General features: G+C 46.0%; 24 protein-coding genes. 3 read left to right on the top strand and 21 right to left on the bottom strand.

Annotation, left to right across the window (positions count from 1 at the left end; translation table 11 throughout):
• Nucleotides 1-122: 122 nt before the first annotated feature.
• The 11 genes from lpxD to rpsB all read right to left on the bottom strand — a co-directional run bounded on the left by lpxD (nt 123) and on the right by rpsB (nt 11,695).
• Nucleotides 123-1,154: a UDP-3-O-(3-hydroxymyristoyl)glucosamine N-acyltransferase gene (gene lpxD, locus EJ063_RS10090; RefSeq protein WP_126574158.1), complete on the bottom strand. Its 1,032-nt coding sequence runs from the start codon at nt 1,152-1,154 to the stop codon at nt 123-125.
• A gap of 8 nt (nt 1,155-1,162) precedes the next feature.
• Nucleotides 1,163-1,672: an OmpH family outer membrane protein gene (locus tag EJ063_RS10085; protein WP_126574157.1), complete on the bottom strand. Its 510-nt coding sequence runs from the start codon at nt 1,670-1,672 to the stop codon at nt 1,163-1,165.
• Nucleotides 1,673-1,688: 16 nt separating this feature from the next.
• Complete coding sequence (bamA, locus tag EJ063_RS10080) at nt 1,689-4,100, bottom strand: outer membrane protein assembly factor BamA (RefSeq protein WP_126574156.1); 2,412 nt, start codon at nt 4,098-4,100, stop codon at nt 1,689-1,691.
• Between the two features lie 38 nt (nt 4,101-4,138).
• The gene (gene rseP / locus EJ063_RS10075) at nt 4,139-5,497 is read right to left on the bottom strand and encodes a sigma E protease regulator RseP (RefSeq protein ID WP_126574155.1); all 1,359 of its coding nucleotides are present in this window, start codon (nt 5,495-5,497) and stop codon (nt 4,139-4,141) included.
• The gene (ispC, locus tag EJ063_RS10070) at nt 5,494-6,702 is read right to left on the bottom strand and encodes a 1-deoxy-D-xylulose-5-phosphate reductoisomerase (protein ID WP_126574154.1); all 1,209 of its coding nucleotides are present in this window, start codon (nt 6,700-6,702) and stop codon (nt 5,494-5,496) included. Before ispC ends, rseP begins: the two co-directional genes overlap by 4 nt.
• 42 nt (nt 6,703-6,744) lie before the next feature.
• Nucleotides 6,745-7,587 carry a phosphatidate cytidylyltransferase gene (locus EJ063_RS10065; RefSeq protein WP_126574153.1) on the bottom strand — a complete coding sequence of 281 codons (843 nt, stop codon included), beginning with the start codon at nt 7,585-7,587 and terminating at the stop codon, nt 6,745-6,747.
• A gap of 11 nt (nt 7,588-7,598) precedes the next feature.
• Nucleotides 7,599-8,354 carry an undecaprenyl pyrophosphate synthase gene (gene uppS, locus EJ063_RS10060; RefSeq protein ID WP_126574152.1) on the bottom strand — a complete coding sequence of 252 codons (756 nt, stop codon included), beginning with the start codon at nt 8,352-8,354 and terminating at the stop codon, nt 7,599-7,601.
• 96 nt (nt 8,355-8,450) lie between these two features.
• Complete coding sequence (frr, locus tag EJ063_RS10055) at nt 8,451-9,008, bottom strand: ribosome recycling factor (protein ID WP_126574151.1); 558 nt, start codon at nt 9,006-9,008, stop codon at nt 8,451-8,453.
• 102 nt (nt 9,009-9,110) lie between these two features.
• Nucleotides 9,111-9,842: a UMP kinase gene (pyrH, locus tag EJ063_RS10050; RefSeq protein WP_126574150.1), complete on the bottom strand. Its 732-nt coding sequence runs from the start codon at nt 9,840-9,842 to the stop codon at nt 9,111-9,113.
• 150 nt (nt 9,843-9,992) lie between these two features.
• Entirely contained in the window at nt 9,993-10,835 is an 843-nt protein-coding gene (gene tsf / locus EJ063_RS10045; RefSeq protein ID WP_126574149.1) for a translation elongation factor Ts, read from the bottom strand.
• A gap of 131 nt (nt 10,836-10,966) precedes the next feature.
• Nucleotides 10,967-11,695, bottom strand: coding sequence for a 30S ribosomal protein S2 (gene rpsB, locus EJ063_RS10040; RefSeq protein WP_126574148.1), 729 nt, complete (start codon nt 11,693-11,695; stop codon nt 10,967-10,969).
• A 350-nt stretch (nt 11,696-12,045) separates the two neighbouring features.
• Here rpsB and map point away from each other — a divergent pair, with 350 nt between their 5' ends.
• The 3 genes from map to EJ063_RS10025 all read left to right on the top strand — a co-directional run bounded on the left by map (nt 12,046) and on the right by EJ063_RS10025 (nt 16,169).
• Nucleotides 12,046-12,924: a type I methionyl aminopeptidase gene (map, locus tag EJ063_RS10035; RefSeq protein WP_126574147.1), complete on the top strand. Its 879-nt coding sequence runs from the start codon at nt 12,046-12,048 to the stop codon at nt 12,922-12,924.
• Between the two features lie 102 nt (nt 12,925-13,026).
• A complete protein-coding gene (gene glnD / locus EJ063_RS10030; protein ID WP_126574146.1) occupies nt 13,027-15,648 on the top strand; it encodes a bifunctional uridylyltransferase/uridylyl-removing protein GlnD in 2,622 nt (873 codons plus the stop codon).
• 137 nt (nt 15,649-15,785) lie between these two features.
• The gene (locus EJ063_RS10025; RefSeq protein WP_126574145.1) at nt 15,786-16,169 is read left to right on the top strand and encodes a DUF3461 family protein; all 384 of its coding nucleotides are present in this window, start codon (nt 15,786-15,788) and stop codon (nt 16,167-16,169) included.
• 169 nt (nt 16,170-16,338) lie between these two features.
• Here EJ063_RS10025 and pgpA read toward each other — a convergent pair whose 3' ends face one another.
• The 10 genes from pgpA to proB all read right to left on the bottom strand — a co-directional run bounded on the left by pgpA (nt 16,339) and on the right by proB (nt 24,896).
• Nucleotides 16,339-16,845, bottom strand: coding sequence for a phosphatidylglycerophosphatase A (gene pgpA / locus EJ063_RS10020; protein WP_126574144.1), 507 nt, complete (start codon nt 16,843-16,845; stop codon nt 16,339-16,341).
• 12 nt (nt 16,846-16,857) lie between these two features.
• Nucleotides 16,858-17,823, bottom strand: a complete 966-nt coding sequence (gene thiL / locus EJ063_RS10015) for a thiamine-phosphate kinase (RefSeq protein WP_126574267.1) — start codon at nt 17,821-17,823, stop codon at nt 16,858-16,860.
• A gap of 75 nt (nt 17,824-17,898) precedes the next feature.
• Nucleotides 17,899-18,366, bottom strand: a complete 468-nt coding sequence (nusB, locus tag EJ063_RS10010) for a transcription antitermination factor NusB (protein ID WP_004744878.1) — start codon at nt 18,364-18,366, stop codon at nt 17,899-17,901.
• The gene (ribH, locus tag EJ063_RS10005; RefSeq protein WP_126574143.1) at nt 18,366-18,836 is read right to left on the bottom strand and encodes a 6,7-dimethyl-8-ribityllumazine synthase; all 471 of its coding nucleotides are present in this window, start codon (nt 18,834-18,836) and stop codon (nt 18,366-18,368) included. Before ribH ends, nusB begins: the two co-directional genes overlap by 1 nt.
• 169 nt (nt 18,837-19,005) lie before the next feature.
• A complete protein-coding gene (gene ribBA / locus EJ063_RS10000) occupies nt 19,006-20,115 on the bottom strand; it encodes a bifunctional 3,4-dihydroxy-2-butanone-4-phosphate synthase/GTP cyclohydrolase II (protein WP_126574142.1) in 1,110 nt (369 codons plus the stop codon).
• Nucleotides 20,116-20,173: 58 nt separating this feature from the next.
• Nucleotides 20,174-20,827 carry a riboflavin synthase gene (locus EJ063_RS09995; RefSeq protein ID WP_126574141.1) on the bottom strand — a complete coding sequence of 218 codons (654 nt, stop codon included), beginning with the start codon at nt 20,825-20,827 and terminating at the stop codon, nt 20,174-20,176.
• A gap of 2 nt (nt 20,828-20,829) precedes the next feature.
• Nucleotides 20,830-21,936 carry a bifunctional diaminohydroxyphosphoribosylaminopyrimidine deaminase/5-amino-6-(5-phosphoribosylamino)uracil reductase RibD gene (ribD, locus tag EJ063_RS09990; protein WP_126574140.1) on the bottom strand — a complete coding sequence of 369 codons (1,107 nt, stop codon included), beginning with the start codon at nt 21,934-21,936 and terminating at the stop codon, nt 20,830-20,832.
• A 12-nt stretch (nt 21,937-21,948) separates the two neighbouring features.
• Nucleotides 21,949-22,398 carry a transcriptional regulator NrdR gene (nrdR, locus tag EJ063_RS09985; RefSeq protein ID WP_038139576.1) on the bottom strand — a complete coding sequence of 150 codons (450 nt, stop codon included), beginning with the start codon at nt 22,396-22,398 and terminating at the stop codon, nt 21,949-21,951.
• 103 nt (nt 22,399-22,501) lie between these two features.
• Nucleotides 22,502-23,752, bottom strand: coding sequence for a glutamate-5-semialdehyde dehydrogenase (locus EJ063_RS09980; RefSeq protein ID WP_126574139.1), 1,251 nt, complete (start codon nt 23,750-23,752; stop codon nt 22,502-22,504).
• 10 nt (nt 23,753-23,762) lie between these two features.
• Nucleotides 23,763-24,896: a glutamate 5-kinase gene (gene proB, locus EJ063_RS09975; RefSeq protein WP_126574138.1), complete on the bottom strand. Its 1,134-nt coding sequence runs from the start codon at nt 24,894-24,896 to the stop codon at nt 23,763-23,765.
• Between the last annotated feature and the right edge of the window lie 94 nt (nt 24,897-24,990).

Below are 24,990 nucleotides of genomic sequence, written 5' to 3'. Positions count from 1 at the left end.
AAATTTGGTTGCTGGCAGACATTATATACCCAAGTCGCCTTAAGGTATAACTTAGTCCATTTATTGGTGGGTATATAGACAAAAAGACTCGCTATTGCGAGCCTTTTTTATCAGAAGTGGAACTACGATTCCTCTTTCTGCTCGAGGTGTTTTTCAACCGCTTTGAGGCGCTTGTTCATCTCATCAATGCGATGAACTCGAGTCGCAGTCTTACGCCACTCTTTATTCGGTTGAAGGGGAATGCCTGATGAGTACATGCCTTTCTCTTCAATACCACGCATGACCATACCCATACCGGTAATCGTCACACCATCTGCGATTTCAATATGGCCATTGATCACCGTACCGCCACCAATAATACAGTACTTACCGATCTTGGTACTGCCAGCAACAATCGTACCACCCGCCATTGCTGTACCATATCCGATGTGTACGTTATGAGCGATTTGCAGTTGGTTATCAAGAATGACGTTGTCTTCAATAATCGTATCGTCCAACGCACCACGGTCAATAGTGGTACATGAACCGATTTCAACTCGATTACCAATACGAACACTGCCAAGCTGAGGAATTTTAATCCACTCACCTTTTTCGTTCGCATAGCCAAAGCCATCCGAACCGATCACGGAATTCGCTTGAATCAGACAGTCAGAGCCGATCTGCACTTCGTGGTAAACACTAACATTTGACCAAAGCTTTGAGTTCGCGCCGATCTTAGCATTCTTACCAACGAAACAGCCCGCACCAATTACCGCGTTATCACCCAGTTCAACACCAGATTCAATCACAGCATTAGCGCCAACAGAGACGTTACTACCAAGCTTGGCTTGCTCTGAAATAACAGCCGAAGGAGCAATATCCTGAGCAGGTGCTGGCGTTATGTCTAACGCTTGAGTCACTTTGGCAAATGCCACATAAGGGTCATTAACGACCAGTACATTTCCGTTGCACTGTTCACGCTGAGCCTCTTTGACCATCACAACCGTTGCCTGACAATCGTTTAAGTGCTTAGCGTATTTAGGGTTAGACAGGAAAGTTACATGACCTTCCTGCGCTTTATCCATTGGCGCAACCATGGTAACTGTCGCATTCGCGTCACCATGTAGCTCGCCCCCGGTAATGGTTGCCAATTCGGCTAAAGAAAGTACTGTCATAATTATCGTTATTTAAGAGCTTTAATTACGTCTTCAGAAATGTTGTATTCAGGCTTGCCGTACTGCATGGTTTGGATATCAACGATGATGTCGTAACCTTGCTTGTCAGCAACCTTCTTAACTGCGTCTTGGATCACTTTAAACAGCTTCTGCTTCTCTTGTGCTTCACGACGTGCTGATGCTTGCTCTAGAGCTTGTGCTTTGATCTTGTACTTGCTGTCTAGTTGACCGATCTCGATACGCAGTTTTTCAACTTCATCTTGACCTAGCAATTCGCCATCACGCTTAAGCTTTTCAATTTTAGTTTTAGCTTGAGCCTGAATAGACTTTAGCTCATCCGCTTTATCTTTGAACTCTTCCTGCATTTTTTGCAGCACGACTTCACGTTGAGGAAGCGCTTGGAAAACCTGTGCGGTATTTACATAGCCCACTTTTTGCGCAGCTTCAGCAGCATTAGCAAAGAAAGAAGACGTCATTACAAGAAGGCTTAAGCCAGCCGCTTTAATTGTTTTATTCACTTTATTTTCCTTTGTATTAGAAGGTTCTGCCGATAGTGAATGTGAAGAATTCTTCGTCATCACCCTCGTAAATTTCAATTGGTTTAGCAACAGAGAAGACCAACGGCCCCATTGGCGACATCCATTGTAATGCAGCACCGTAAGAAGCACGGAAGTTCATTGGATCAGAGTAGTCATGGTAGTAGCGCTCACCCTCATAACTTGGATCATAGATAAACTCAGTGTCCCAAACACTTGCCGCATCAACGAAGACACTGGTACGAATTTGGCTACGAACTTCTTCAGATGCAAATGGCGTTGGAACAATCAGCTCCATACTCGCCAGTGCCACCGCGTTACCACCCACTGAATCATCAGTCGCTGATACACAACTCGCACTGTTACAGGTAGCAGGGTTGCCGTTAGTGGTATATACCGCCTTCGGACCCGCGCTGTTTGAACCGAAACCACGGAGCGTTGTAAAGCCACCTGCGTAGTAGTTCTCGTAGAATGGGAACAAGTTATCGTTGCCATCCGTTTGACCATAGCCATTACCGTAACCCAGACGACCACGCATTAAGAGCGTGAACTCATGCTTCTTGGTAATAGGTACATACTGTCTAACATCATACTGAACTTTAAAGTACTGTGCGTCAGAGCTAGGTACGGTTGCTTTAGCAAATGCACGCTGATAGTTACCCGCCGTTGGGAAATAACCACGGTTTAGGTTGTTTCGTGTCCACGAGACGTTGAGATCAAAATCGTTAGTTAAGATATCACCATCTGGCTGACCAATACTTTGAGCAAACTGCTGAGCTTGATCGTAAGTCGGTACGTTACCGATCTTATTGTGTGTATAACCCACACCAAATTCAAAACGGTTAAGCTCATCGAATGGGAAGCCCCACGTTAAACTCGCACCATAACTTTCGTTGGTGTAGTCAACGATACCCGCTTCCGAAGCTTCAAACTGGTTGTAGAAAATCTTACCGCCCATGCTGACACCATCAAGGTTCCAGTATGGGTCACGATAATCTAAGCTGATGTTCTTCTGGTAATCGTTCATCATCGCGTTGATACCAACGCGGTTGCCCGTACCTGCGAAGTTATCCTGCTGTAAGCCAACCTGGAAACTGATACCTGACTCAGTACCATAACCGATACCGAAGTTCACGCTGCCCGAGTTCGCTTCTTTTACGTTGTAAACAAGGTCAACTTGGTCATTGCTGCCAGGAACACGCACCGTTTGAACATCAACAGTTTCAAAGAAGCCAAGGCGGTTAAGACGGTTTTTGCCCGTTTCAATCGATTTCGAGTTTAGCCAGCTGCCTTCCATCTGACGCATTTCACGACGCAGAACTTCATCTTTGGTTGAGTTGTTACCGACAAAGCGAATATCACGAACATAAATTCGCTGACCCGCTTCTACGTTCACAACTAAAGAGACCGTTTGGTTTTCGTCGTCAAATTCAGGAATAGTACGTACTTGCGGGTAGGCATAACCGGCTTCACCCAGAAGACGTTTGATGTTTTCTTCTAGCCCAGTCACCGCCGAGCCGTTATACGTTTCACCCGCTTCGAAAGGAACGAGCTTTTCAAACTCCGCCTCTTTGCCTAACAGCTCACCACGGAATTTTACATCGTTAACGCTGTAAGGTAGGCCCTCGTTAAGACCAAGAGTGATGTACACCCCTTTCTTATCTGGAGAGATAGCGACTTGAGTAGAGTCAATTTGGAACTTGAGGTAGCCACGATCAAGGTAGTAAGACTTCAACGCTTCAATATCACCAGCAAGCACCTGCTTCTGGTATTTATCATCCGATAAGAAGTTCCACCACGAAACGTCAACATTTAACTCAAAACGGCTCAATAGTTCCTCATCGGTGTACTCAGTATTGCCGATAAAGTTAATCTGCTTAATTTTGGCTGAAACGCCTTCAGTAAAGACGAATTTCAGGTCAGAACGATTTCGAGGTAGTGGCGTCACAACCGCTTTTACAGTCGCGTTATATTTACCCACACTGTAATAGAAGTCTTCTAAGCCTTTTTCAATCGTAGACAGGGTTGTACGATCGAGTGCTTCACCGACTCGGATACCAGACGCGTCCAAATTTTGTTGCAGCTGCTCTTCTTTGATAGCTTTGTTGCCAGAGAAAGAGATGCTCGCAATAGTTGGGCGCTCTTTCACTTGAATAACAAGCACATCGTTATTACGTAGAACTTTAATGTCTTCGAAGTTACCTGTGGCGTACAGCGCGCGGATCGTCTCCGATACGTCTTGTCCACCTACGGTATCACCCACACGTACTGGCATTTTCAACAAAGCTGCACCCAGTGCAACACGCTGAAGACCTTCAATTTGGATATCTTGAACTACGAAGTTCTCAGCACCGTTTGCACTCACACTTGTCGCCAACAAGGAGGCAAACAGGATATTTTTCATCGCCATATTTGTTTTAGTTATTCCTTACTTCAACCTTCACTCGATTAGAGACGAGCAAAATCATTGAAAATTGCCACTGCCATAAGAGAGAAGATAATTGCACCGCCAACGCGGTACCCCATTTCCTGAATTTTCTCAGGCACAGGGCGTCTTATTACAGCCTCAATAGCAAAAAACAATAGATGTCCGCCATCTAACATAGGAAGCGGTACAAGGTTAATAATCCCTAAATTCACACTAATTAATGCAAGGAAACCAAGGAAATACACTAACCCATAGTCAGCGGTCGTCCCGGCTCCTTTTGCGATCGAAATAGGTCCACTTAAATTATTCAATCCAACATCGCCCACGATCAGCTTTTTAAGCATGCTGATCGTTAAGCTAATAACCTGACCTGTCTTTTCAACCGCCTTTCCGATTGAATCAATTACACCAAATTGTAAGTCGAAGCGATAATTTTCTGGCCATTCTGCGACCTCAGGTGCGATTCCCGCAAAACCAATCACACGTTGGTCAGAAAGTTCGCGGCTGTCTGGTATTATGGTTAACGCTAACGTCTGACCACTACGATCAACGTTTAGTTCAATTGGCGTATTCGGATGCTGCTGAATCGCATCGACCACTTGCTGCCAATTGGCCACTTTTAGCCCATCAACTTCAAGCAATACATCACCGACTTCTAACCCTGCTCTCGCTCCAGCACCTTCTGGTGACACGTTGGTTAAGCGTGGCGTAAGGGGCGGCGTAAATGGAACGAAACCCAGTGCAGACATGGCAGACTGCTTCTCAGGGTCAAACTTCCACTCTGTTAAATCAAAATATTTTATTTGCTCAACACCAACACCATCAGCGGGTACGACTGTCATTGTCAGTTGGCGGTCACCGATATGGGAAATCAGCCCCATATTAACCGACTCCCAATCCGCAGTTTTGACGCCAGAAACCGCTTTTAGTTCCATTCCAGGCTCCAAACCCGCTTCTGCCGCAATTGAGGACGGTGTTACTTGGCCCACAACCGGTTTGACGGCAGGAACACCAATAAGGAAGACAAGCCAGTAGGCAAAAATAGCAAACAAGAAATTAAAGGCCGGGCCAGCGGCAACTATCGCGCTGCGCTTCCAAAGTGGTTTCAGATCAAAGGCAAACGCTTTTTCGCTCTCTTTTAGATCATCGACTCGTCCATCAAGCATCTTGACGTAGCCGCCTAATGGAATCATCGACACACTGTATTCAGTGCCATCTTTTCCTATTTTGCTCCAGATAGATTTGCCAAATCCTATCGAGAACTTTTCAACTTTTACGCCGCAGCGGCGCGCAACCCAGAAATGGCCAAATTCATGGACAGCGACTAGGATGCCAAGCGCGACAATAAACGCCACGAAGTTCCACAAAATACCGGTCATAGTTTCAGCTCACTTAGATGGTTCACAGCTAGTTCTCTGGCCATTCTATCGAGCTCCAGTATGCTTTCCAAGTCACTGCAGTGTGACTGATTGTGTGTTGCACAAATTTGACTGGTTACTTTGTCATTGACTACTGCAATATCGGTAAAACGCAGTTGTCGGTTCAAAAAGGCCTCGACTGCGACTTCGTTTGCCGCATTTAACGCCGTAGTCGCATGCTGACCTTCATAGCAGGCATCAATCGCGAGCTTCAAACATGGGTAACGATTGTAATCAGGTTCGATGAAAGTCAATTCACCCACCTTAGTGAAATCAAGCGGTGCCACACCCGCTGAAATTCGTTCTGGGTATGACAAGGTCAAAGCAATCGGTGTTGCCATCTCTGGCTCTCCCATTTGAGCCAATACGGACCCATCTTTATATTGAACCATAGAGTGAATAACGGACTGAGGATGAATCACAACTTTCAACTGCTCTCGCTGTGTATTGAACAGCCATTTCGCCTCAATATACTCAAGGCCTTTATTCATCATGGTCGCTGAATCGACAGAAATTTTCGGCCCCATCGACCAGTTAGGGTGGGCAATCGCCTGCTCAGGCGTTACTGCTTGAAGTGATTCAATATCACTGTATCGGAAAGGGCCACCAGAACCAGTCAATAGAATGTGAGAAATACCGTACTCAGTAAGCTGACAATGACCTAAGTTGGTTTGGATTTCGCTAGGTAAACATTGGAAAATAGCATTATGTTCGCTATCAACAGGCAGCAATTCGGCACCATGCTTGTTCACCGCATCGATAAACAATTGACCAGACATCACTAATGCTTCTTTGTTGGCCAATAGCACACGCTTACCCGCTTTTACGGCCGCCATTGTCGGTAGCAAACCTGCAGCCCCCACAATGGCAGCCATAACAGTATCGACCTCATCCATCGATGAGACGTCACACATCGCATCCACGCCAGAAAGCACTTGTGTCGCGATTTTAAGCTCAGAAAGTTGAAGCTTTAATTGTTTAGCTGCGTTGTCATCAGCCATCACAGCAAACTTAGGCTGCCATTTCTGACACAGCTCTCTCATTTTCGCTACGTTTTGCCCTGCGGCTAACGCAACCACAGAAAACTTCTCAGGATTTTGTTCGAGAACCTTAAACGTGCTTGCTCCAATAGAGCCTGTCGCACCTAGAATCGTTAACTTACGCATAGCAAGAAACCAGTATGGAGTAAGGGCAAGCCGAAGCTTGCCTTAAAAAATGAAGTATAGGAAAGCAAAGACAGGGAATGCAGCCGTTAAGCTATCAATGCGGTCCAAAACACCGCCATGACCCGGAATGATGTTACTGCTGTCCTTAATGCCAGAGACACGCTTAAACATACTTTCGACCAAGTCACCTAAGACTGAAATAACAACGGTGATAAGTGTAATTCCTACCATTGCTAACGGGCTAGTAAACTGAATTTCAAACCAGCTTGCTGTACCCCAACCGACCAAAATTGCCGTGATAATACCGCCAATCAGTCCTTCAATGGTTTTATTTGGGCTTACATGAGGGGCCATTTTGCGTTTACCGAAACTCTTTCCGGCAAAGTAAGCACCACTGTCAGCGGCCCAAACGATAAAGCAAACGTACAAGACAAGCTTCGCACCGTGATAAGGGTCAAGTTCGATGCCTTTCGCTCGTAAAAGCAGAACACTCCAGAAAAATGGCAGTAAAGTTAGCACACCAAAAGCGTGGCGCAAAAAAGACGAGTGTTGCCATAAAACCGAAGATTTAGGGTAAGTGATCGCGAGCGCACTTGCCGCCAACCACCACACAGAACCAACAGCCAACATCGCAACATGAGGTTCAGTCACTAAGCCTAAGCTGATTGAATCAAACGGAAGAACCAGAAAGCTGACAGCACTGACAACCACCGTTGGAATAAGCGCCAAAGCTCGTGATTTTGCATCGACAAACTGGGTCCATTCCCAAAAGCCGATCAGAGTGACAGCCGCAATCGCCACCATAAACAACGGTAAAGACAGCTCAAAGATGCCTAAAATTACCAGAGGGGCAAGGATAAGTGCGGTTATAATTCTTTGTTTCAAACTTTGATCCTTTATTCGCTTTCCATCAAAGCCTTAACTTGCTCACCAGTGCAGCCAAAACGGCGCTCACGGTTAACAAACCAAGTCACAGCTTCGATCAAGCTATTTTCATCAAATTCTGGCCAGTAGATCGGGGTGAAATAGAGTTCAGCATACGCCATTTGCCACAACATAAAGTTACTAATGCGGCACTCACCACTGGTTCGAATCATTAAATCAACTTCAGGTAAATCTGCCATGGTCAGATGCTCTGTGATCAGTTCTTCACTGATTTCATTAGCATCGAGTTCACCATTGGCAACCTTAGCTGAAATTGCTTTTGTTGCCTCCATGATATCCCACTTACCGCCATAGTTGGCCGCGATGTTAATCACCATGCCACTGTTTGACTCAGTCAACGCCTCTGCTTGAGCGATTTTCTTTTGCAGTCGTTCATTAAAGCGAGACTTATCACCGATCACACGTAGGCGTAAGTTGTTTTTATGCAGCCTTTTCACCTCTGTCGAAAGAACCGAGATAAACAGCTCCATCAAGACACCGACTTCCTCTTCAGGACGGCGCCAGTTTTCACTACTGAATGCGAACAGAGTGATAGCCTTAATGCCCAATTTTGCAGAGGTTGAAATCGCTTTACGTACTGCAGCAACACCATTTTTGTGGCCAAATACACGAGGTTTCCCTTGCGCTTTCGCCCAACGGCCATTGCCATCCATAATGATTGCGATGTGTTTAGGAAGTAAATCAGGAGAGAGTTGAGAATTATGCATAAAACATTGATAGATAATCAGCAGGAGAGAGAGATTAGCATAAAAAAACGCTGTGCTGCGAGCACAGCGCTATTTATACAGAGAGATTATGGAGAATTAGACTTCCATCAACTCTTTTTCTTTCGCAGCTAACACTTCGTCCACTTGCTTAACTGCAGCGTCTGTTAGCTTCTGAACCTCGTCTTGACCTTTACGATCTTCATCTTCAGAGATTTCTTTGTCTTTTAGCAATGCTTTAAGCTCACCATTAGCATCACGACGGATGTTACGGATAGCAACGCGACCGCCTTCAGCTTCGCCACGTACAATCTTAACTAGGTCTTTACGACGCTCTTCCGTTAGTGGTGGCAGTGGAACGCGGATGATAGTGCCAGCAGACATAGGATTTAGGCCTAGGTCAGACATCATGATCGCTTTTTCAACTTTTTGCGTAAGCTCTTTGTCGAATACTGTGATTGCTAGTGTACGTGCATCTTCAGCTACAACGTTTGCTACTTGGTTTAGAGGCGTTGGAGCACCGTAGTACTCAACAGAGATACCAGATAGTAGGCTTGGGTGCGCACGACCTGTACGAACTTTAGAAAGGTTGTTCTTTAGCGCTTCTACGCTTTTTTCCATGCGCTCTTGAGCGTCTTGTTTGATTTCGTTAATCACAATATCACCTTAATGTGTAATTCTTTCTCGAAGAAAGCCTATGCGGGACTCTTCAAAAGGCAATACCGTAGCATAAATCACTTTACGCTACGGTGATTGGAGTTACTCAGAGTCGCTGATTAGCGTGCCTTCTGCTTCACCCATAACCACGCGACGTAGTGCGCCTGGCTTATTCATGTTGAATACGCGGATTGGCATTTTGTGGTCACGAGCAAGTGTGAACGCAGCCAAGTCCATTACTTTCAATTCTTTATCCAGAATTTCAGTGTAAGATAGCTTATCATACAGCTCTGCGTCAGGGTTTGCTACAGGGTCAGCCGTAAATACACCATCAACTTTTGTCGCTTTTAGAACTACGTCAGCTTCAATTTCAATACCGCGCAAACATGCAGCAGAATCTGTGGTGAAGAATGGGTTACCAGTACCCGCAGAGAAGATAACAACGCGACCTTGACGAAGTTCACGGATTGCATCAGCCCAGTTGTAGTCATCACACACACCTTTCAGTGGAATAGCAGACATTACACGAGCGTTTACGTATGCACGGTGCAGCGCGTCACGCATTGCCAGGCCATTCATTACCGTTGCAAGCATACCCATGTGGTCGCCAACAACGCGGTTCATACCTGCTTCAGCAAGGCCAGCACCACGGAACAGGTTACCACCACCGATAACCACACCGACTTGTACGCCTAGCTCAACCAACTCTTTTACTTCTTGTGCCATGCGATCAAGAATCGCTGGATCAATGCCAAAACCTTCTTCGCCTTGTAGAGCTTCACCGCTCAGTTTTAACAGGATACGTTGATACGCTGGTTTAGGGTTCGTAGTCATGGAGTTTACCTTCCAAAAGAGAGTTGTTGATTAACAGTCATGGATAAAGACTCTAGCAGTCTGCATCCATCACGGCTAAACGATTAACCGTTAGTCGTAAAAAGACCGCAGCCATGGCTACGGTCTAAATAGTATGCAAGTCTCTAAGGATTAACCTTTTTGAGCTGCTGCTACTTCTTCAGCGAAGCTCATTTCTTGAGCTTTCTCGATACCTTCACCCACTTCTAGGCGAACGAAAGTAGAAACAGAAGCGCCACGCTCTTTAAGGATTTCACCTACAGATTTCTTAGGTTCCATGATGAACGCTTGACCTGTTAGAGAGATTTCGCCAGTGAATTTCTTCATGCGGCCAACAACCATCTTCTCAGCGATTTCAGCAGGCTTGCCTTCGTTCATAGCGATTTCAACTTGAACTTCTTTCTCTTTAGCAACTACGTCAGCTGGTACGTCTTCTGGGTTAACGTACTCTGGCTTAGAAGCAGCAACGTGCATTGCAACGTGCTTAAGAGTTTCAGCATCGCCTTCACCAGCAACAACTACACCGATCTTCTCGCCGTGACGGTAAGAAGCGATTGCAGCGCCTTCAACGTATTGAACGCGACGGATGTTGATGTTTTCGCCGATTTTCGCAACAAGAGCAACGCGCTCGTCTTCGAATTTAGCTACTAGTTCTTCAACAGAAGCTTTAGAAGCTAGAGCGTCAGCTGCAACTTTCTCTGCAAATGCAGTGAAGTTACCATCTTTAGCAACGAAATCAGTTTGGCAGTTAACTTCAAGAAGAACAGCAACGCCGTTTTCTTCTTTGATGATGATTGCGCCTTCAGCAGCTACGTTACCTGCTTTCTTAGCAGCTTTAGCAGCACCAGACTTACGCATGTTTTCGATTGCTAGTTCGATGTCAGCGTTTGCTTCAACAAGCGCTTTCTTACATTCCATCATGCCTGCGCCAGTACGTTCGCGCAGTTCTTTAACTAGAGCAGCAGTAACAGCCATTCTAAATTCCTCAGTTGATTCTGTATTTGGTAAAAAACAGGGGCCAATATCGTAGGCCCCTGCTGATAACTATAACTCAGTATATGCTACAACTAAGTTGCACATAAGCTAAGTGTGACGCGGAGCCGCTATTATTCAGCTTCTACGAAACCGTCTTTTTCAGCAGCTACAGCTACGTCTTTGTTGCGACCTTCAGTTACTGAAGTAGCAGCAGCGTTTAGGTAAAGCTGTACTGCACGGATCGCATCATCGTTACCTGGGATGATGTAGTCAACGCCGTCTGGGTTAGAGTTAGTATCTACTACAGCGTATACTGGAATACCTAGGTTGTTAGCTTCTTTAATCGCAATGTGTTCGTGATCAGCATCGATTACGAATAGAGCGTCTGGTAGGCCGCCCATATCTTTGATACCACCAAGAGATTTCTCTAGCTTCTCCATTTCACGAGTACGCATTAGAGCTTCTTTCTTAGTTAGCTTGTCAAAAGTACCGTCTTGAGCTTGCGCTTCAAGTTCTTTTAGACGCTTGATTGACTGACGAACAGTTTTGTAGTTAGTAAGCATACCGCCTAACCAGCGGTTGTTTACGTAGTACTGGTTGCTTGCGATTGCAGCTTCTTTAACAGCTTCAGATGCAGCGCGCTTAGTACCTACGAATAGAACTTTACCTTTCTTCTCGCCAACTTTAGCTAGTTCAGCTAGAGCGTCGTTGAACATTGGTACAGTTTTTTCTAGGTTGATGATATGAACCTTGTTACGAGCACCAAAGATGAATGGCTTCATTTTTGGGTTCCAGTAACGAGTTTGGTGACCGAAGTGAACACCAGCTTTTAGCATATCGCGCATTGATACAGTTGCCATTTTAAAATCCTCTATGGGGTTAGGCCTCCACATCCCCCATAACTCCGACTAGGCTTCTGCCCAGCACCCCGGAATATGTGACGGAATGTGTGTGATTTAAAGATATAAGTTAGTTGGACGTAATCCGCTTCGCCAGTTAAGAAACTTAACTAGAGAGAACTGACCACAATTCCGGCGCGCTTTATACCATATTTTCATGTCTTCTGGCTAGTAAAAAAACATTTTGCAGTGATTTCACTCTCGTCTTTTCTCGTATCATAAAGTGAAGAATAATTCTCATTATGTGGTGTTCCTGTTAGAATGCGGCCAATCGCACCAGTGAGTGCAACTGAATAAAGTAGAGAAAACCGATGTCAATCAAGATTAAAACAGCTGAAGAAATCGAACGTATGCGACTAGCGGGCGCGTTGGCCGCTGAAATCCTAGAGATGATCGAACCTCATATCAAAGAAGGGGTAACGACAGACGAATTGAACCAAATCTGTCACGATTACGGGATTGAAAAAGGCGCTTACTCTGCTCCTCTTGATTACCACGGTTTCCCTAAATCAATCTGTACCTCGATCAACCACATCGTTTGTCACGGTATTCCAGCGTCTCAAGATGAAGTGGGCAGTAATGGTCAACTTAAGCCAGCGGTGCTGAAAAACGGTGACATCATCAACGTTGATATTACGGTTATCATTCCAAACGAAGAAGGTGCAGACCTAAGCGTTCGCCCAGATGGTTACCACGGTGACACGTCTAAGATGTTCTTTGTTGGTGACGCATCTCCTGCTGATAAGCGTCTATGTATGGTGACACAAGAAGCACTGTACGTGGGTATGCGTACAGTTAAGCCAGGTTCAACGGTTGGTGATATCGGTACGGCTATCGAGAAGTACATCAAAGAGAACAACAAAAAGAACCCACGTAACAAGTTCTCTATCGTGAAAGATTTCTGTGGTCACGGCATTGGCAACGAGTTCCACGAAGAGCCGCAAATCGTTCACTACAAAAACAACGACCGCCGCGTATTGAAAGAAGGCATGTGTTTCACTATCGAGCCTATGATCAACGCTGGTAAGTTCGGTGTGACTGTTGATGCAGAAGATGATTGGACGGTATATACCGGCGATGCGAAAAAATCGGCGCAGTATGAACACACTATTCTAGTGACTAAGACAGGTTGTGAGGTTCTCACTCTGCGCAGTGATGACACCATCCCTCGAATGATGAACAACGCATAATCTCAACACTTTTTAAAATATCCCCGACAATCGGGGATATTTTTTTATCGGCTCCATTTTGATAGATTGGTATCAAATGGATTTTCTGCACGGATTTGCTGTATGCCTTTTCAGTCCCCCCTCACCTTTCAAGATGAGCAACTTTCAGTTAACGAACTTAAAGATAAATTGGAAGCGTTTGCCAATTATCAGAAGCAAGAGTTCCTTAACCATCACCCAGTTACCGATTTAGTATTGGGCCGCTCTGAATATATTGATTTGCTACTCAACCGCTTGTGGCAACACTTCGGATTTTCTGCGTTACCCAATATCAGTTTGGTCGCGGTCGGCGGGTACGGTCGTGGCGAGCTGCACCCCTTATCCGACATCGATATCTTAATTGTGTCGCGAAAAGCGTTACCAGAACAGCTGAAAGGGAAAGTCAGTGAGTTCATTACCCTACTTTGGGACTTACGCTTAGAAGTCGGCCATGCCGTTCGTAGCGTTGAGGAATGTGCAGAAATTGGTCGTGACGATTTAACCGTTGCAACTAACCTTCAAGAAGCTCGTCTGCTCTGTGGCTGTGAAGACACGTTTTATCAACTGCGCATGGTGATCCACTCTGAGTCGTTTTGGCCAAGCGAAGTATTCTATAAAGCTAAGATCCAAGAGCAGCGTAATCGTCATGCTCGTTACCATGACACCACGTACAATCTTGAACCAGACATCAAATCAACCCCCGGAGGCCTTAGAGATATTCATACGCTAAGTTGGATTGCTCGCCGCCACTTTGGTGCAACATCGCTACTCGAAATGAGCCGCTATGGATTTTTAACTGATGCGGAATATCGAGAGCTGGTCGAGTGCCAAGATTTCTTGTGGCGCGTACGCTTCGCCTTGCACATTGAGCTTAAACGCTACGACAACCGCCTCACTTTTGCTCATCAAGCTCAAGTTGCGGAAAGCCTCGGCTATGTCGGTGAAGGCAATCGCGGTGTTGAAATGATGATGAAAGAGTTTTATCGCACCCTTCGCCGTGTGGCTGAACTCAACAAAATGCTACTCAAACTGTTCGACCAAGCGATCCTCAATAATGGTATTGAAGCAGAACCGCAAATACTGGGTGATGATTTTCAACGTCGTGGTCATTTAATCGAGGCCCGTAAACCGGCACTGTTCCAAGCAAGGCCTGAGACAATTTTGGATATGTTTTTGCATATCGCCAATGACTCAACCATCGAAGGTGTCGCCCCACCGACGCTCCGTCAACTAAGAACCGCAAGAAGGCGACTCAACAAATTTCTCCATACCATGCCTGAGGCAAGAGAGAAGTTTATGGATCTCTGCCGCCACCCTAACGCTTTGCACAAAGCATTCAGTTTGATGCACAAACTGGGGGTGTTAGCCGCCTACCTACCGCAGTGGAGCCAGATTGTGGGTCAGATGCAGTTTGATCTTTTCCATGTGTACACCGTTGATGAGCACAGCGTTCGCCTGCTCAAGCACATCAATACGTTCAGCTATGCTAAAAACCGAGATAAGCACCCAATTTGCTGTGAAGTCTATCCCCGTATTCAGAAAAAAGAGTTACTGATCCTGGCGGCCATTTTTCACGATATAGGAAAAGGTCGAGGTGGTGACCACTCAGTGATTGGTGAAGGTGAAGCGTACAACTTCTGCATCGATCATGGCCTATCAAAGCCAGAAGCAAAATTGGTTGCTTGGTTGGTCAGACATCACCTATTGATGTCTGTCACTGCTCAGCGCAGAGATATCTATGATCCAGAGGTGATCACTGAGTTTGCCAAACAAGTCCGTGATGAAGAATATCTGGAATATTTGGTCTGTTTAACGGTTGCTGACATCTGTGCAACTAACCCGGAGCTTTGGAACAGCTGGAAGCGTACCCTGCTTGCTGAGCTGTTCTACTCTACACAACGCGCTCTGCGCCGTGGGTTAGAAAACCCAGTTGATGTACGTGAACGTATCCGCCACAACCAACAACTGGCTTCAGCCTTGCTGCGTAAAGAAGGCTTCGCTGCACGAGAAATTGAAGTGTTGTGGCAACGTTTTAAGGCCGATTACTTTCTACGTCATACCCATAAGCAGATTGCGTGGCACTGTATGCACCTGCTGCGCCACGAAGACCACTCCAAGCCTTTGATCCTGATCTCTAAAAAGGCCACACGCGGGGGCACAGAAGTGTTTGTCTATAGTAAAGACCAACATGCGTTGTTTGCTTCGGTTGTTGCGGAACTCGACAGGCGTAACTTTAACGTTCATGACGCGCAAGTCATGACCAGTAAAGATGGCTATGTGCTCGATACCTTTATGGTTTTAGATCAGCATGGTGAGATCATTGATGAGAGCCGTCATAAGGCGGTAGTGAAGCACCTGACTCATGTTTTGAGTGATGGGCGACCGACTAAAATCAAACGCCGCCGTATCCCACGTAACTTGCAGCACTTTACCGTTAAAACCAAAGTGGACTTTCTGCCAACAAAGAGTAAAAAACGCACCTTACTTGAATTTGTTGCCCTTGATACTCCGGGTTTGCTGGCAACGGTCGGTGCCACCTTTGCCGATCTTGGTGTTCACCTTCACGCAGCAAAAATCACGACCATTGGCGAACGCGCTGAAGACTTATTCATTATCACCTCAGAAAATGGCGGCAAACTAACCGAAGATGAGCAGGGGCTACTGCGTAAGCAACTGACTAAAAATGTCGAAGAGTTAGCACCTTAAGCGATCTCAAGCACAAGTTAGTAACTTGGTGAAAAAAGCACTGTCTACCACGATCATAGGCTGCTACATTAATAGTTGAATTATTTATTTCCCACATGAAAGTGGGAAACATTACTCCAACACAATAGAGGTAGCCTATGTATCCACACCTCACTGGTTTAGGTATCCACGATCCTAAACAAATTGAGCGCTATTCACTTCGCCAAGAAGCGCACAAGGATGTGTTAAAAATCTATTTTCGTAAGCAAAAAGGTGAGTTGTTTGCGAAAAGCGTTAAGTTCAAATACCCACGTCAGGTGAAGAATGTCTTAGTTGATAGCGGCAGTCACAAGTACCGTGAAGTCACTGAGATCAACCGTAACCTAACGTTAGTGATTGATGAACTTAACAAGCTAACTAAGCCAGAAAAACCGACTGAGTTGGACGTAAAAGAGAAGATTCTTTCTGATCTAAGACATCTAGAAAAAGTCGTTTCAAGTAAAATTGCTGAAATTGAAGCGGATCTAGATAAGCTGAAGTAACAAGTTTTAATAGACTCAAGGGCTGGAACTTTAGTGACCAGCCCTTTTTTTGTGCGTCATCCCCAAGAGCGAGAAACGAGTGAGTTGGGGATCCCTTAAACCCAAACGAAAATGATGGGAGATTCCCTACTCCTTCCTTCGTCAGTCTATGGAATGACGAGGTGTTATCTTAAACTAGCCAGCCTGCGTATTTGCCAACTAAGTACAGCGCAATACCCGCCATGACCCCGGCAACAATATCATCGACCATGATCCCAAGGCCGCCATGGACACGCTTGTCTAACCAACCAATTGGCCACGGCTTTACCATGTCGAAAAAACGGAACAGCACAAAACCCGTCACAAGCCATTTCCAATCCAACGCATCTAGATTCAGAAGTGGGACCACCAACATAGTGATCCAAAAGCCTGCAAACTCATCCCATACGATCGAACCATGATCATGAACGCCCATATCATCCGAGGTGATCTGGCAGATTTTAATACCGATAACACATGAAATAATCACCGCCACGATGTACAAAGGTAATGGCAACTGAACAAGCAATAGGTAAAAAGGCACGGCCGCCAATGTTCCCATCGTTCCCGGGACAATCGGAGATAGACCACTGCCAAATCCAGTTGCTAATAAGTGCCATGGATTTTTTAAAGAAATAAGCGTAAGAGGGTTCGTCATAGTATGTATTTTCTAGCTAAAGTGGTCATACCCACTTAGATTCCAATCAATGGCTTGGCCGCCCGAATGCAGCTCAAACGTTCCTTTAGGTCGAATTTGTCCAATGCAAGTCACACGCGCACCACAATGGGCTAAAGCGCTCTCAATCGAACCTTTGTTATGTTCTGGCACAGTAAAGCACAATTCGTACTCTTCACCGCTTGATAAAGCGTATTGCTGAGCGATTGCTGGCGTGTCGACAAACTGAAGAAGTTCATTAGAAACGGGAAGGCTAGCAACGTCAATACTCACGCCAACGTTTGAACGCTTCAGGATGTGTTTAACATCGGAAATAACGCCATCAGAGATATCAATCGCGGAACTGGCTAAATTCAGCAGCGCCTGTCCGGCTAAGACTCTTGGCGTTGACAGGTAATGCCTTTTCTCAAGCTCTTTTGCACACGGCTTAGTGCGCAGCTCGGGGTTAAGAATAACGTCTAACCCAGCTTTACTGTCACCAAGATTACCCGTTACATAAACCCAGTCCCCGACTTTCGCGCCATCTCGGCGCAGTGCTTTATCTGGATCAACCAAGCCTTGCACCGTCAAAGTTAAGCTCAGTGGACCTTTGGTCGTATCACCACCAATAAGCTGAATATCGTAGTAATTGGCAAGATCAAAAAATGCGTCACAAAAAGGGGCAAGCCATACTTCATCAGGCTCAGGCATCGTTAGCGCAAAAGAGACCCATGCTGGAGTGGCCCCCATCGCAGCCAGATCACTGATGTTAGAAGCCAGTGCTTTATGCGCAACCCAAGCTGGGTTTGCATCAGCTAAGAAGTGTGTGCCTGCCACCAGCGTATCGGTACTGATGGCGACAGAGAGTCCTGCTGGTACCTTGACCAGCGCGCAATCATCCCCCGCCGCAAGCAACACATCTTTGCGCTGCTTCTGACGCTCTACAAAATACTTTTCGATTAAATTAAACTCACCAGACATCTTAAGTCCACTTGGGGTTAAAGTAACAAGCATAAAAAAGGTCAGCAAATGCTGACCTTTTCGTAATCTTAGCGATTATTTTTTACGTACGTGTGGTGCGGCTTTATCGAGCACACCGTTCACGAACTTGTGGCTTTCTTCTGCTGCGAACACTTTTGCAAGTTCAATCGCTTCATTGATTACCACTTTGTAAGGGACATCTTCACGACGCGTCATTTCATACATCGCAAGACGAAGCAATGCTAGCTCCATCATATCCAAATCTTGCATTGGACGTGCTGTGTATGGACGAATCTTACAATCTAGCTCTGTGTGACTTAGCACAACACCTGTTAGTAGGTCACGGAAGTATGCAACGTCTGTGTCTGGAGTAGAAAGTGCCGGTTCTGAAGCATGATGTTCTTCTTCATCATACTTACCACCTGACAAAAATTGCTCCTCAATTGTAGCAACATTTTCTTTAGTAATTTGCCAAGAGTAGATCGCTTGTAGAGCGAATCGACGTGCATTACGACGTGCGGCTGGTTTCACACTGGCCCCCATTAGGATTCGATTTCAGAAAGAACGTTAATCATCTCAAGTGCGCTTAGTGCAGCCTCTGCACCTTTATTACCAGCCTTGGTTCCTGCGCGCTCAATTGCTTGATCAATAGTATCAACAGTCAATACGCCGAATGCGACTGGAAGAGAGTATTCCATAGACACTTGCGCAAGACCTTTGTTGCATTCACTACAAACATAGTCAAAGTGTGGTGTACCACCACGGATTACCGTACCAAGAGATACGATTGCATCAAATTTGCCAGTTTTAGCAACACGCTGAGCAACAAGCGGAAGTTCAACTGCACCAGGGCAACGAACTACAGTAATGTTGTCTTCGCTTACTTGGCCGTGACGCTTTAAAGTATCGATTGCACCAGACAATAGACTTTCGTTAATAAAACTGTTGAAACGAGCAATAACGATAGCAATTTTTGCGTTTGGCGCTGGGAAGCCACCCTCGATCACTTTCATAAGCCTTCCTTTAACTATGTTCATCAAGTGAGAATCGCCGGATTCTAGCACAAATCTGTGAGCAATATCTAATAGAAATTTAACAGATGTGTGGCATTTAAGCTTAACTGATTGCCCGGCTCAATAATGCGCCTTTCTCAGCGAAAAGCGCGTGAAACAATTTATCTAATTAGTCGCAAACGTATTCGACAACGTTTAACCCAAAGCCACCGAGAGCATGGTATTTCTTACTTGCTGAAGATAACAAGCGCATATCATGCACGCCAAGATCTTGTAGGATTTGTGAACCGACACCAACGCGGCGAGACGTTCCTTGCTTCTTAGCCAGTGTTGGCGCTTCACCTTTATCTTGTGCTTCAAACATTTTCACACGGTGGATCAACAAATCGGTCGATTCTTCATTGCCTAGAACCACCAACACACCACCTTCGCTACCAATGCGCTTCATTGCGGCATCTAATGTCCAGCTGCGTTCTGCGTTACGGTCACTGTGCAGAAGATCGGTGAAAGTGTCTTGCAGGTGAACACGAACTAGTGGCGCTTCGGCCGTTAGATCACCTTTACACAGTGCATAGTGGATTTGGTTATCAATCACATCACGGTAAGTCACAAGGTTAAACTCACCAAACTCTGTTGGCAGTTTGCACTCAGCTACACGTTCAATGGTCGTCTCGGTATTGTTGCGGTACTCGATAAGGTCAGCGATCGTACCCAGCTTTAAATCGTGCTTTTCAGCAAAGATTTCCAGATCAGGACGACGCGCCATTGTGCCGTCATCATTTAGAATCTCAACGATCACACCAGCAGGCTCACACCCAGCTAGACGCGCCAAATCACAACCCGCTTCTGTATGCCCAGCACGAGTTAACACGCCACCTTCCTGCGCTGCCAGTGGGAAAATATGCCCTGGCTGTACAAGGTCAGCGGCTTTTGCATCTTTCGCTACCGCTGCCTCTACGGTGCGAGAGCGATCCGCGGCTGAAATGCCCGTTGTCACACCTTCCGCAGCTTCAATCGACACCGTAAAGTTCGTTGTATATTGAGCATTGTTGTCCTGCACCATTGGTGGCAAGCCTAGACGCTCACAGCGCTCTTTGGTCATCGTCAGACAGATCAAACCGCGGCCGTGTGTCGCCATAAAGTTGATCGCTTCTGGCGTCACCATTTCTGCGGCCATGATCAGATCGCCTTCATTCTCACGATCTTCATCATCCATTAGGATGACCATTTTACCTAAACGAATATCTTCAATAATTTCTTGTGGCGTACTAATTGGCATTGGGTATTCCTATTTTAGCTCTAGCGAAATAAGGCACATCGCACTGTCGATATCGAGTTTATGCGAAGCCGTTCTGCTGTAAAAATTCCATGGTGATGCGTGACTCTGGTTGTTGTTCACGTTGGCTAGTGAGTAGTCGTTCCATATAACGCGCTAACACATCCACTTCTAAGTTCACCTTACGGCCAACATGAAAACTCGCGATGGTAGTTTCATCACCAGTGTGAGGAACAATCGTCAGTTTAAACGCATTTTTGCGTAAGTCGTTGACCGTTAGACTGATGCCATCAACGGTAATTGAACCTTTCTCGGCGACATATTTTGCGATTTCTTCTGGCATAGAAACCCAAAATTCAATCGCTCGGCCGACCATGTTGCGCTCGACTATCTCACCGACACCATCCACGTGACCAGACACAATATGGCCACCAAAACGTGTCGTTGGCAGCATCGCTTTCTCAAGGTTAACCTTGTCACCCGCTTGGTAATCAGTAAAGCCTGTCTTCTGGAGTGTCTCTACCGATAAATCAGCGCTATAACTGGTCTGCGTAAAATCAACAACCGTCAGACAAACCCCGTTGGTTGCAATGCTGTCACCCAGTTTAACGTCTGACATATCAAGCTTACCGACTTCAACCGTCACGCTAATATCTTCGCCTTTTGGCGTAATCGCAGTGAGTGTACCAACTGCTTCAACAATACCTGTAAACATGCTTACGGCTCTTTTCTGTTTAAGGTCGCCACGATACGGATATCTGGGCCAACCTGTCTTACATCTTTAATATCGAGGTCAATGACATCCGCCATTGACTCTAATCCCAGTGCACCGAATAAACCTCGGCTATCGCTGCCCATTATTTTAGGGGCGAAATAGAGAATAAGTTCATCGACCAAATTGTCTTTGATTAAACTGCTCGCTAACGTTGCACCAGCTTCAACCCATAAATGATTGATGTTGTGCTCTTTTACTAATGCGGCAAAAGTCTGATTTAGATCGATTTGCTGTTGGTCATTTTCAATTGGAGTAACATCACCAGAGTGCGAGACGAGGATTCGTTCACCCTCTGTTTGAAACAGCTTTAACTCTGGTGTTAATTGATTCTGGCGATCCAAAATGACCCGAATAGGCTGACGAAGCGACGATTCTTGATAGCTTTGCTTTAAGGAACTGGGTAAGTCGTTCCAACGCACATTTAAGGAAGCGTTATCATCAATCACGGTTTTACTGGTCGACAGTATTGCGTTGCTTTGTGCTCGAAAAGCTTGAACATCTTGACGAGCTTGAGGGGAAGTAATCCATTGGCTTTGGCCGTTATCTAACGCCGTTTGACCGTCTAAACTGGCGGCCATCTTCAACTGCACAAATGGCATACCTGTTTTCATACGTTTGATAAAAGCAGGATTGAGCGCTTCTGCGTCTTGCTCTAACAAACCAACTTCAACCTCAATGCCCGCATCACGTAACATCTTGATGCCTCGCCCTGCGACTTGAGGGTTTGGATCTTCCATCGCGCAAATAACCTTCGCCACTTTCGCTTTAATCAAGCCTTCTGCACAAGGCGGCGTGCGACCATAATGAGAACACGGCTCTAGCGTGACATACGCGGTCGCTCCCACGGTTTTGTCACCGGCCATTCGCATCGCGTGAACCTCTGCATGTGGCTCACCTGCACGATAGTGAAAACCTTCGCCAACCACCTCTCCGTTGAGTGTAATCACACAACCGACATTAGGGTTAGGAGCCGTGGTATAGATGCCGCCTTTTGCAAGTTCAATTGCGCGCGACATCATAGAGTAATCTTGAGGGGTAAATTGTGGCATTGATTAAATCCGTTAATCTTCTAGGCGGGCTATCTCTTCGCCGAACTCTCGAATATCTTCAAAGCTGCGATAGACCGAAGCAAAGCGAATATACGCCACTTTATCGAGTTCTTTGAGCTGATCCATAACAAGATTACCAATCATTTCACTCGGTACTTCTCGCTCACCCGTTGCACGGAGTTGAGATTTAATCAGGCTGATCGACACATCGACTGCATCTGCACTGACAGGGCGTTTCTCTAGTGCACGTTGCAGTCCACCGACCATTTTATCTTCATTGAATGGTTCGCGGTTGCCATTGGATTTAATCACTCGCGGCATGACCAATTCAGCAGTTTCAAACGTTGTAAAGCGTTCGCTACATGCAAGACACTGGCGACGGCGGCGCACTTGGTGGCCGTCAGCAACCAAACGAGAATCAATCACTTTAGTGTCGTTCTCAGAACAAAAAGGACAATGCATATCACCTCCATATAAGTGAAAGCTAGTGTAGCGGATTTGATTGAGACAAGAAAACAAAAGGGGCTAGATAGCCCCTTTTTCAAACAATATCGTGCAGTTTTTGTTAACTACGTGGTAAGTAGTTTGCTTTACCTACCCATTTATAGCTGGTTAGTTCTTCAAGACCCATAGGGCCACGAGCATGCAGCTTTTGAGTGGATACCGCAACTTCGGCACCTAAGCCAAATTGTGCGCCATCAGTGAAGCGAGTTGATGCATTCACATAAACCGCCGCCGAACCGACAGAGTTAATGAATAGCTCTGAGTTTTCTAGGCTGTTAGTCATGATCGCATCAGAGTGACTCGCATTGTGAATACGCATGTGGTCAACCGCCTCTTTCACATCGGCAACCACTTTTACGCCGAGTGTGTAGCTCAACCATTCGGTATCAAAATCACCCTCTCCTGCATCACGAAGATCTTGTGCATTAGACAGTAGCGCTTTTGCTTTTGGCTCCGCTACCAGTGCTACTTTGTCAGCGAAGCGCTCAGCCAGCATTGGTAAAAAGTCTGCCGCAATTTTTTCATGTACAAGTAATGTGTCTAGCGAGTTACAGGCTGATGGGCGTTGAACTTTCGAGTTCTCTACAACATTCAGTGACTTTTCTAGGTCAGCACTTTCATCAACGAAAATATGGCTAATACCAAAGCCGCCAATAATCACAGGGATAGTGCTGTTTTCTTTACACATTTTGTGTAGGCCTGCACCACCGCGAGGGATAATCATATCAACGTAGTCATCAAGTTTAAGTAGCTGAGAGACTAGCTCACGATCAGGCTTCTCGATGTACTGCACTGATGCGGCAGGCAGACCCGCTTTTGCCAATGCCGCTTGAATGACTTTGACTAACTCCATGTTAGAGAAGAACGTCTCTTTACCGCCACGAAGAATGCTCGCATTACCTGTCTTTAGACAAAGAGCCGCAATGTCGATGGTCACATTAGGGCGCGCTTCATAAATCACACCCACCACACCCAGTGGCACTCGGCGGCGAGACAGTGACATGCCATTTTCTAGCACTTTGCTGTCAAGTTCGCTGCCTACAGGGTCGTTTAGGCTAATCACGTTACGTACGTCATTGGCGATACCCGTTAAACGCTCAGAGTTAAGCAGTAATCGGTCAAGAAGCGCCTCCGTCAGCCCTGCTTCACGGCCTTTATCGATATCTTTTGCGTTAGCCGCAAGAATCACTTCTGCGTTTGCTTCTAATTCGTCAGCAATAATCGCTAATGCTTGGTTCTTTTGCGCTGTTGATGCTGTTGCAAGTTGGAAAGCCGCTTCTTTAGCAGCGATACCCATAGAAATCAGTTCCACAATTCTTTCCTTACTCTTGGATTACGACCATATCGTCACGGTGTAGCACTTCATTACCGTAGTCATAACCTAAAATTCCAATAATATCTTTACTGTGTTTGCCCACGATCTTCATCATGTCTTGGCTTGAGTAACTGGCAATACCACGAGCGACCAACTTACCGCTTTCGTTCGTCACTCTTACCACGTCACCACGGGCAAATTCACCGGTAACCTTGGTGACGCCTTTCGCCAATAGGCTACTTCCTTTACCGATAACGGCATTAACTGCGCCCTCATCGATCGTAATATCACCCGCCGCTGCCGGACCTGCCAAAATCCAACGCTTGCGATTTTCTAATGCCTCTTCGCAAGGCAGGAATCGAGTTCCTTGAGGCGCGTTGCCTAATGAATCAAACACCACATTTGGCGCACTGCCTGCTGCGATGATCACTTCAATACCAGCACGGCGAGCAATATCTGCCGCTTGTAGCTTGGTTGCCATACCACCAGTGCCTAGCGTGGTGCCACTGCCACCCGCAATTTTGCGTAGTGTGTCATCAATGGTTTTCACCTCTTTAATCAACTCGGCATTTGGGTCTTTACGTGGGTCGGCAGTAAACAAACCTTTTTGGTCGGTTAATAAGAGAAGCTTGTCTGCGCCACACAAAATGCCCACCAGTGCAGACAAGTTATCGTTATCACCGACTTTAATCTCACTGGTTGCCACCGCGTCATTTTCGTTAACGACTGGGATAATGTCGTTTTCAACCAAGGCATTGATGGTGTCACGCGCATTTAAAAACCGTTCGCGATCTTCTAAGTCAGCACGCGTCAAAAGCATCTGACCAATCTTCAAACCATAAATGGCGAACAAAGATTCCCACGTTTGAATAAGCTGACTTTGACCCACTGCCGCGAGCAGCTGTTTGCTTGCCATAGAGTTGGGCAATGAGGGGTATCCTAGGTGTTCTCTGCCCGCCGCAATCGCGCCAGACGAAACCATAACCACTGAGTGGCCTTGTTTTTTTAGCTCAGCACACTGACGAACAAGCTCTACCATGTGAGCGCGATCTAGCGCGAGTGTGCCACCCGTTAAAACACTTGTACCTAGTTTAACTACGACAGTCTGAGACTGAGTCGTTTTACCGTTTTCTTGAGTCATTGCCTTTCTACTATGAAAAAAATAAAAATCGTCACAATCTCCCTGAACCCATGGCCTAGCAAGATTGATTAGACCTGATGTTTTAGCAATCAAA

Source organism: Vibrio aquaticus (assembly GCF_003970385.1).
Classification (GTDB): Bacteria; Pseudomonadota; Gammaproteobacteria; order Enterobacterales; family Vibrionaceae; genus Vibrio; species Vibrio aquaticus.
Note: the sequence above shows the minus strand (reverse complement) of the source record. Positions and strands in the feature narration are given on the sequence as shown.

Bases quoted from the DNA above. Each gene is read 5' to 3' on its own strand.
- lpxD (WP_126574158.1), bottom strand. From the start codon at position 1,154: ATGACAGTACTTTCTTTAGCCGAATTGGCAACCATTACCGGGGGCGAG.
- bamA (WP_126574156.1), bottom strand. From the start codon at position 4,100: ATGGCGATGAAAAATATCCTGTTTGCCTCCTTGTTGGCGACAAGTGTG.
- rseP (WP_126574155.1), bottom strand. From the start codon at position 5,497: ATGACCGGTATTTTGTGGAACTTCGTGGCGTTTATTGTCGCGCTTGGC.
- ispC (WP_126574154.1), bottom strand. From the start codon at position 6,702: ATGCGTAAGTTAACGATTCTAGGTGCGACAGGCTCTATTGGAGCAAGC.
- uppS (WP_126574152.1), bottom strand. From the start codon at position 8,354: ATGCATAATTCTCAACTCTCTCCTGATTTACTTCCTAAACACATCGCA.
- pyrH (WP_126574150.1), bottom strand. From the start codon at position 9,842: ATGACTACGAACCCTAAACCAGCGTATCAACGTATCCTGTTAAAACTG.
- tsf (WP_126574149.1), bottom strand. From the start codon at position 10,835: ATGGCTGTTACTGCTGCTCTAGTTAAAGAACTGCGCGAACGTACTGGC.
- rpsB (WP_126574148.1), bottom strand. From the start codon at position 11,695: ATGGCAACTGTATCAATGCGCGATATGCTAAAAGCTGGTGTTCACTTC.
- map (WP_126574147.1), top strand. From the start codon at position 12,046: ATGTCAATCAAGATTAAAACAGCTGAAGAAATCGAACGTATGCGACTA.
- glnD (WP_126574146.1), top strand. From the start codon at position 13,027: ATGCCTTTTCAGTCCCCCCTCACCTTTCAAGATGAGCAACTTTCAGTT.
- EJ063_RS10025 (WP_126574145.1), top strand. From the start codon at position 15,786: ATGTATCCACACCTCACTGGTTTAGGTATCCACGATCCTAAACAAATT.
- pgpA (WP_126574144.1), bottom strand. From the start codon at position 16,845: ATGACGAACCCTCTTACGCTTATTTCTTTAAAAAATCCATGGCACTTA.
- thiL (WP_126574267.1), bottom strand. From the start codon at position 17,823: ATGTCTGGTGAGTTTAATTTAATCGAAAAGTATTTTGTAGAGCGTCAG.
- nusB (WP_004744878.1), bottom strand. From the start codon at position 18,366: ATGGGGGCCAGTGTGAAACCAGCCGCACGTCGTAATGCACGTCGATTC.
- ribH (WP_126574143.1), bottom strand. From the start codon at position 18,836: ATGAAAGTGATCGAGGGTGGCTTCCCAGCGCCAAACGCAAAAATTGCT.
- ribBA (WP_126574142.1), bottom strand. From the start codon at position 20,115: ATGCCAATTAGTACGCCACAAGAAATTATTGAAGATATTCGTTTAGGT.
- EJ063_RS09995 (WP_126574141.1), bottom strand. From the start codon at position 20,827: ATGTTTACAGGTATTGTTGAAGCAGTTGGTACACTCACTGCGATTACG.
- ribD (WP_126574140.1), bottom strand. From the start codon at position 21,936: ATGCCACAATTTACCCCTCAAGATTACTCTATGATGTCGCGCGCAATT.
- nrdR (WP_038139576.1), bottom strand. From the start codon at position 22,398: ATGCATTGTCCTTTTTGTTCTGAGAACGACACTAAAGTGATTGATTCT.
- proB (WP_126574138.1), bottom strand. From the start codon at position 24,896: ATGACTCAAGAAAACGGTAAAACGACTCAGTCTCAGACTGTCGTAGTT.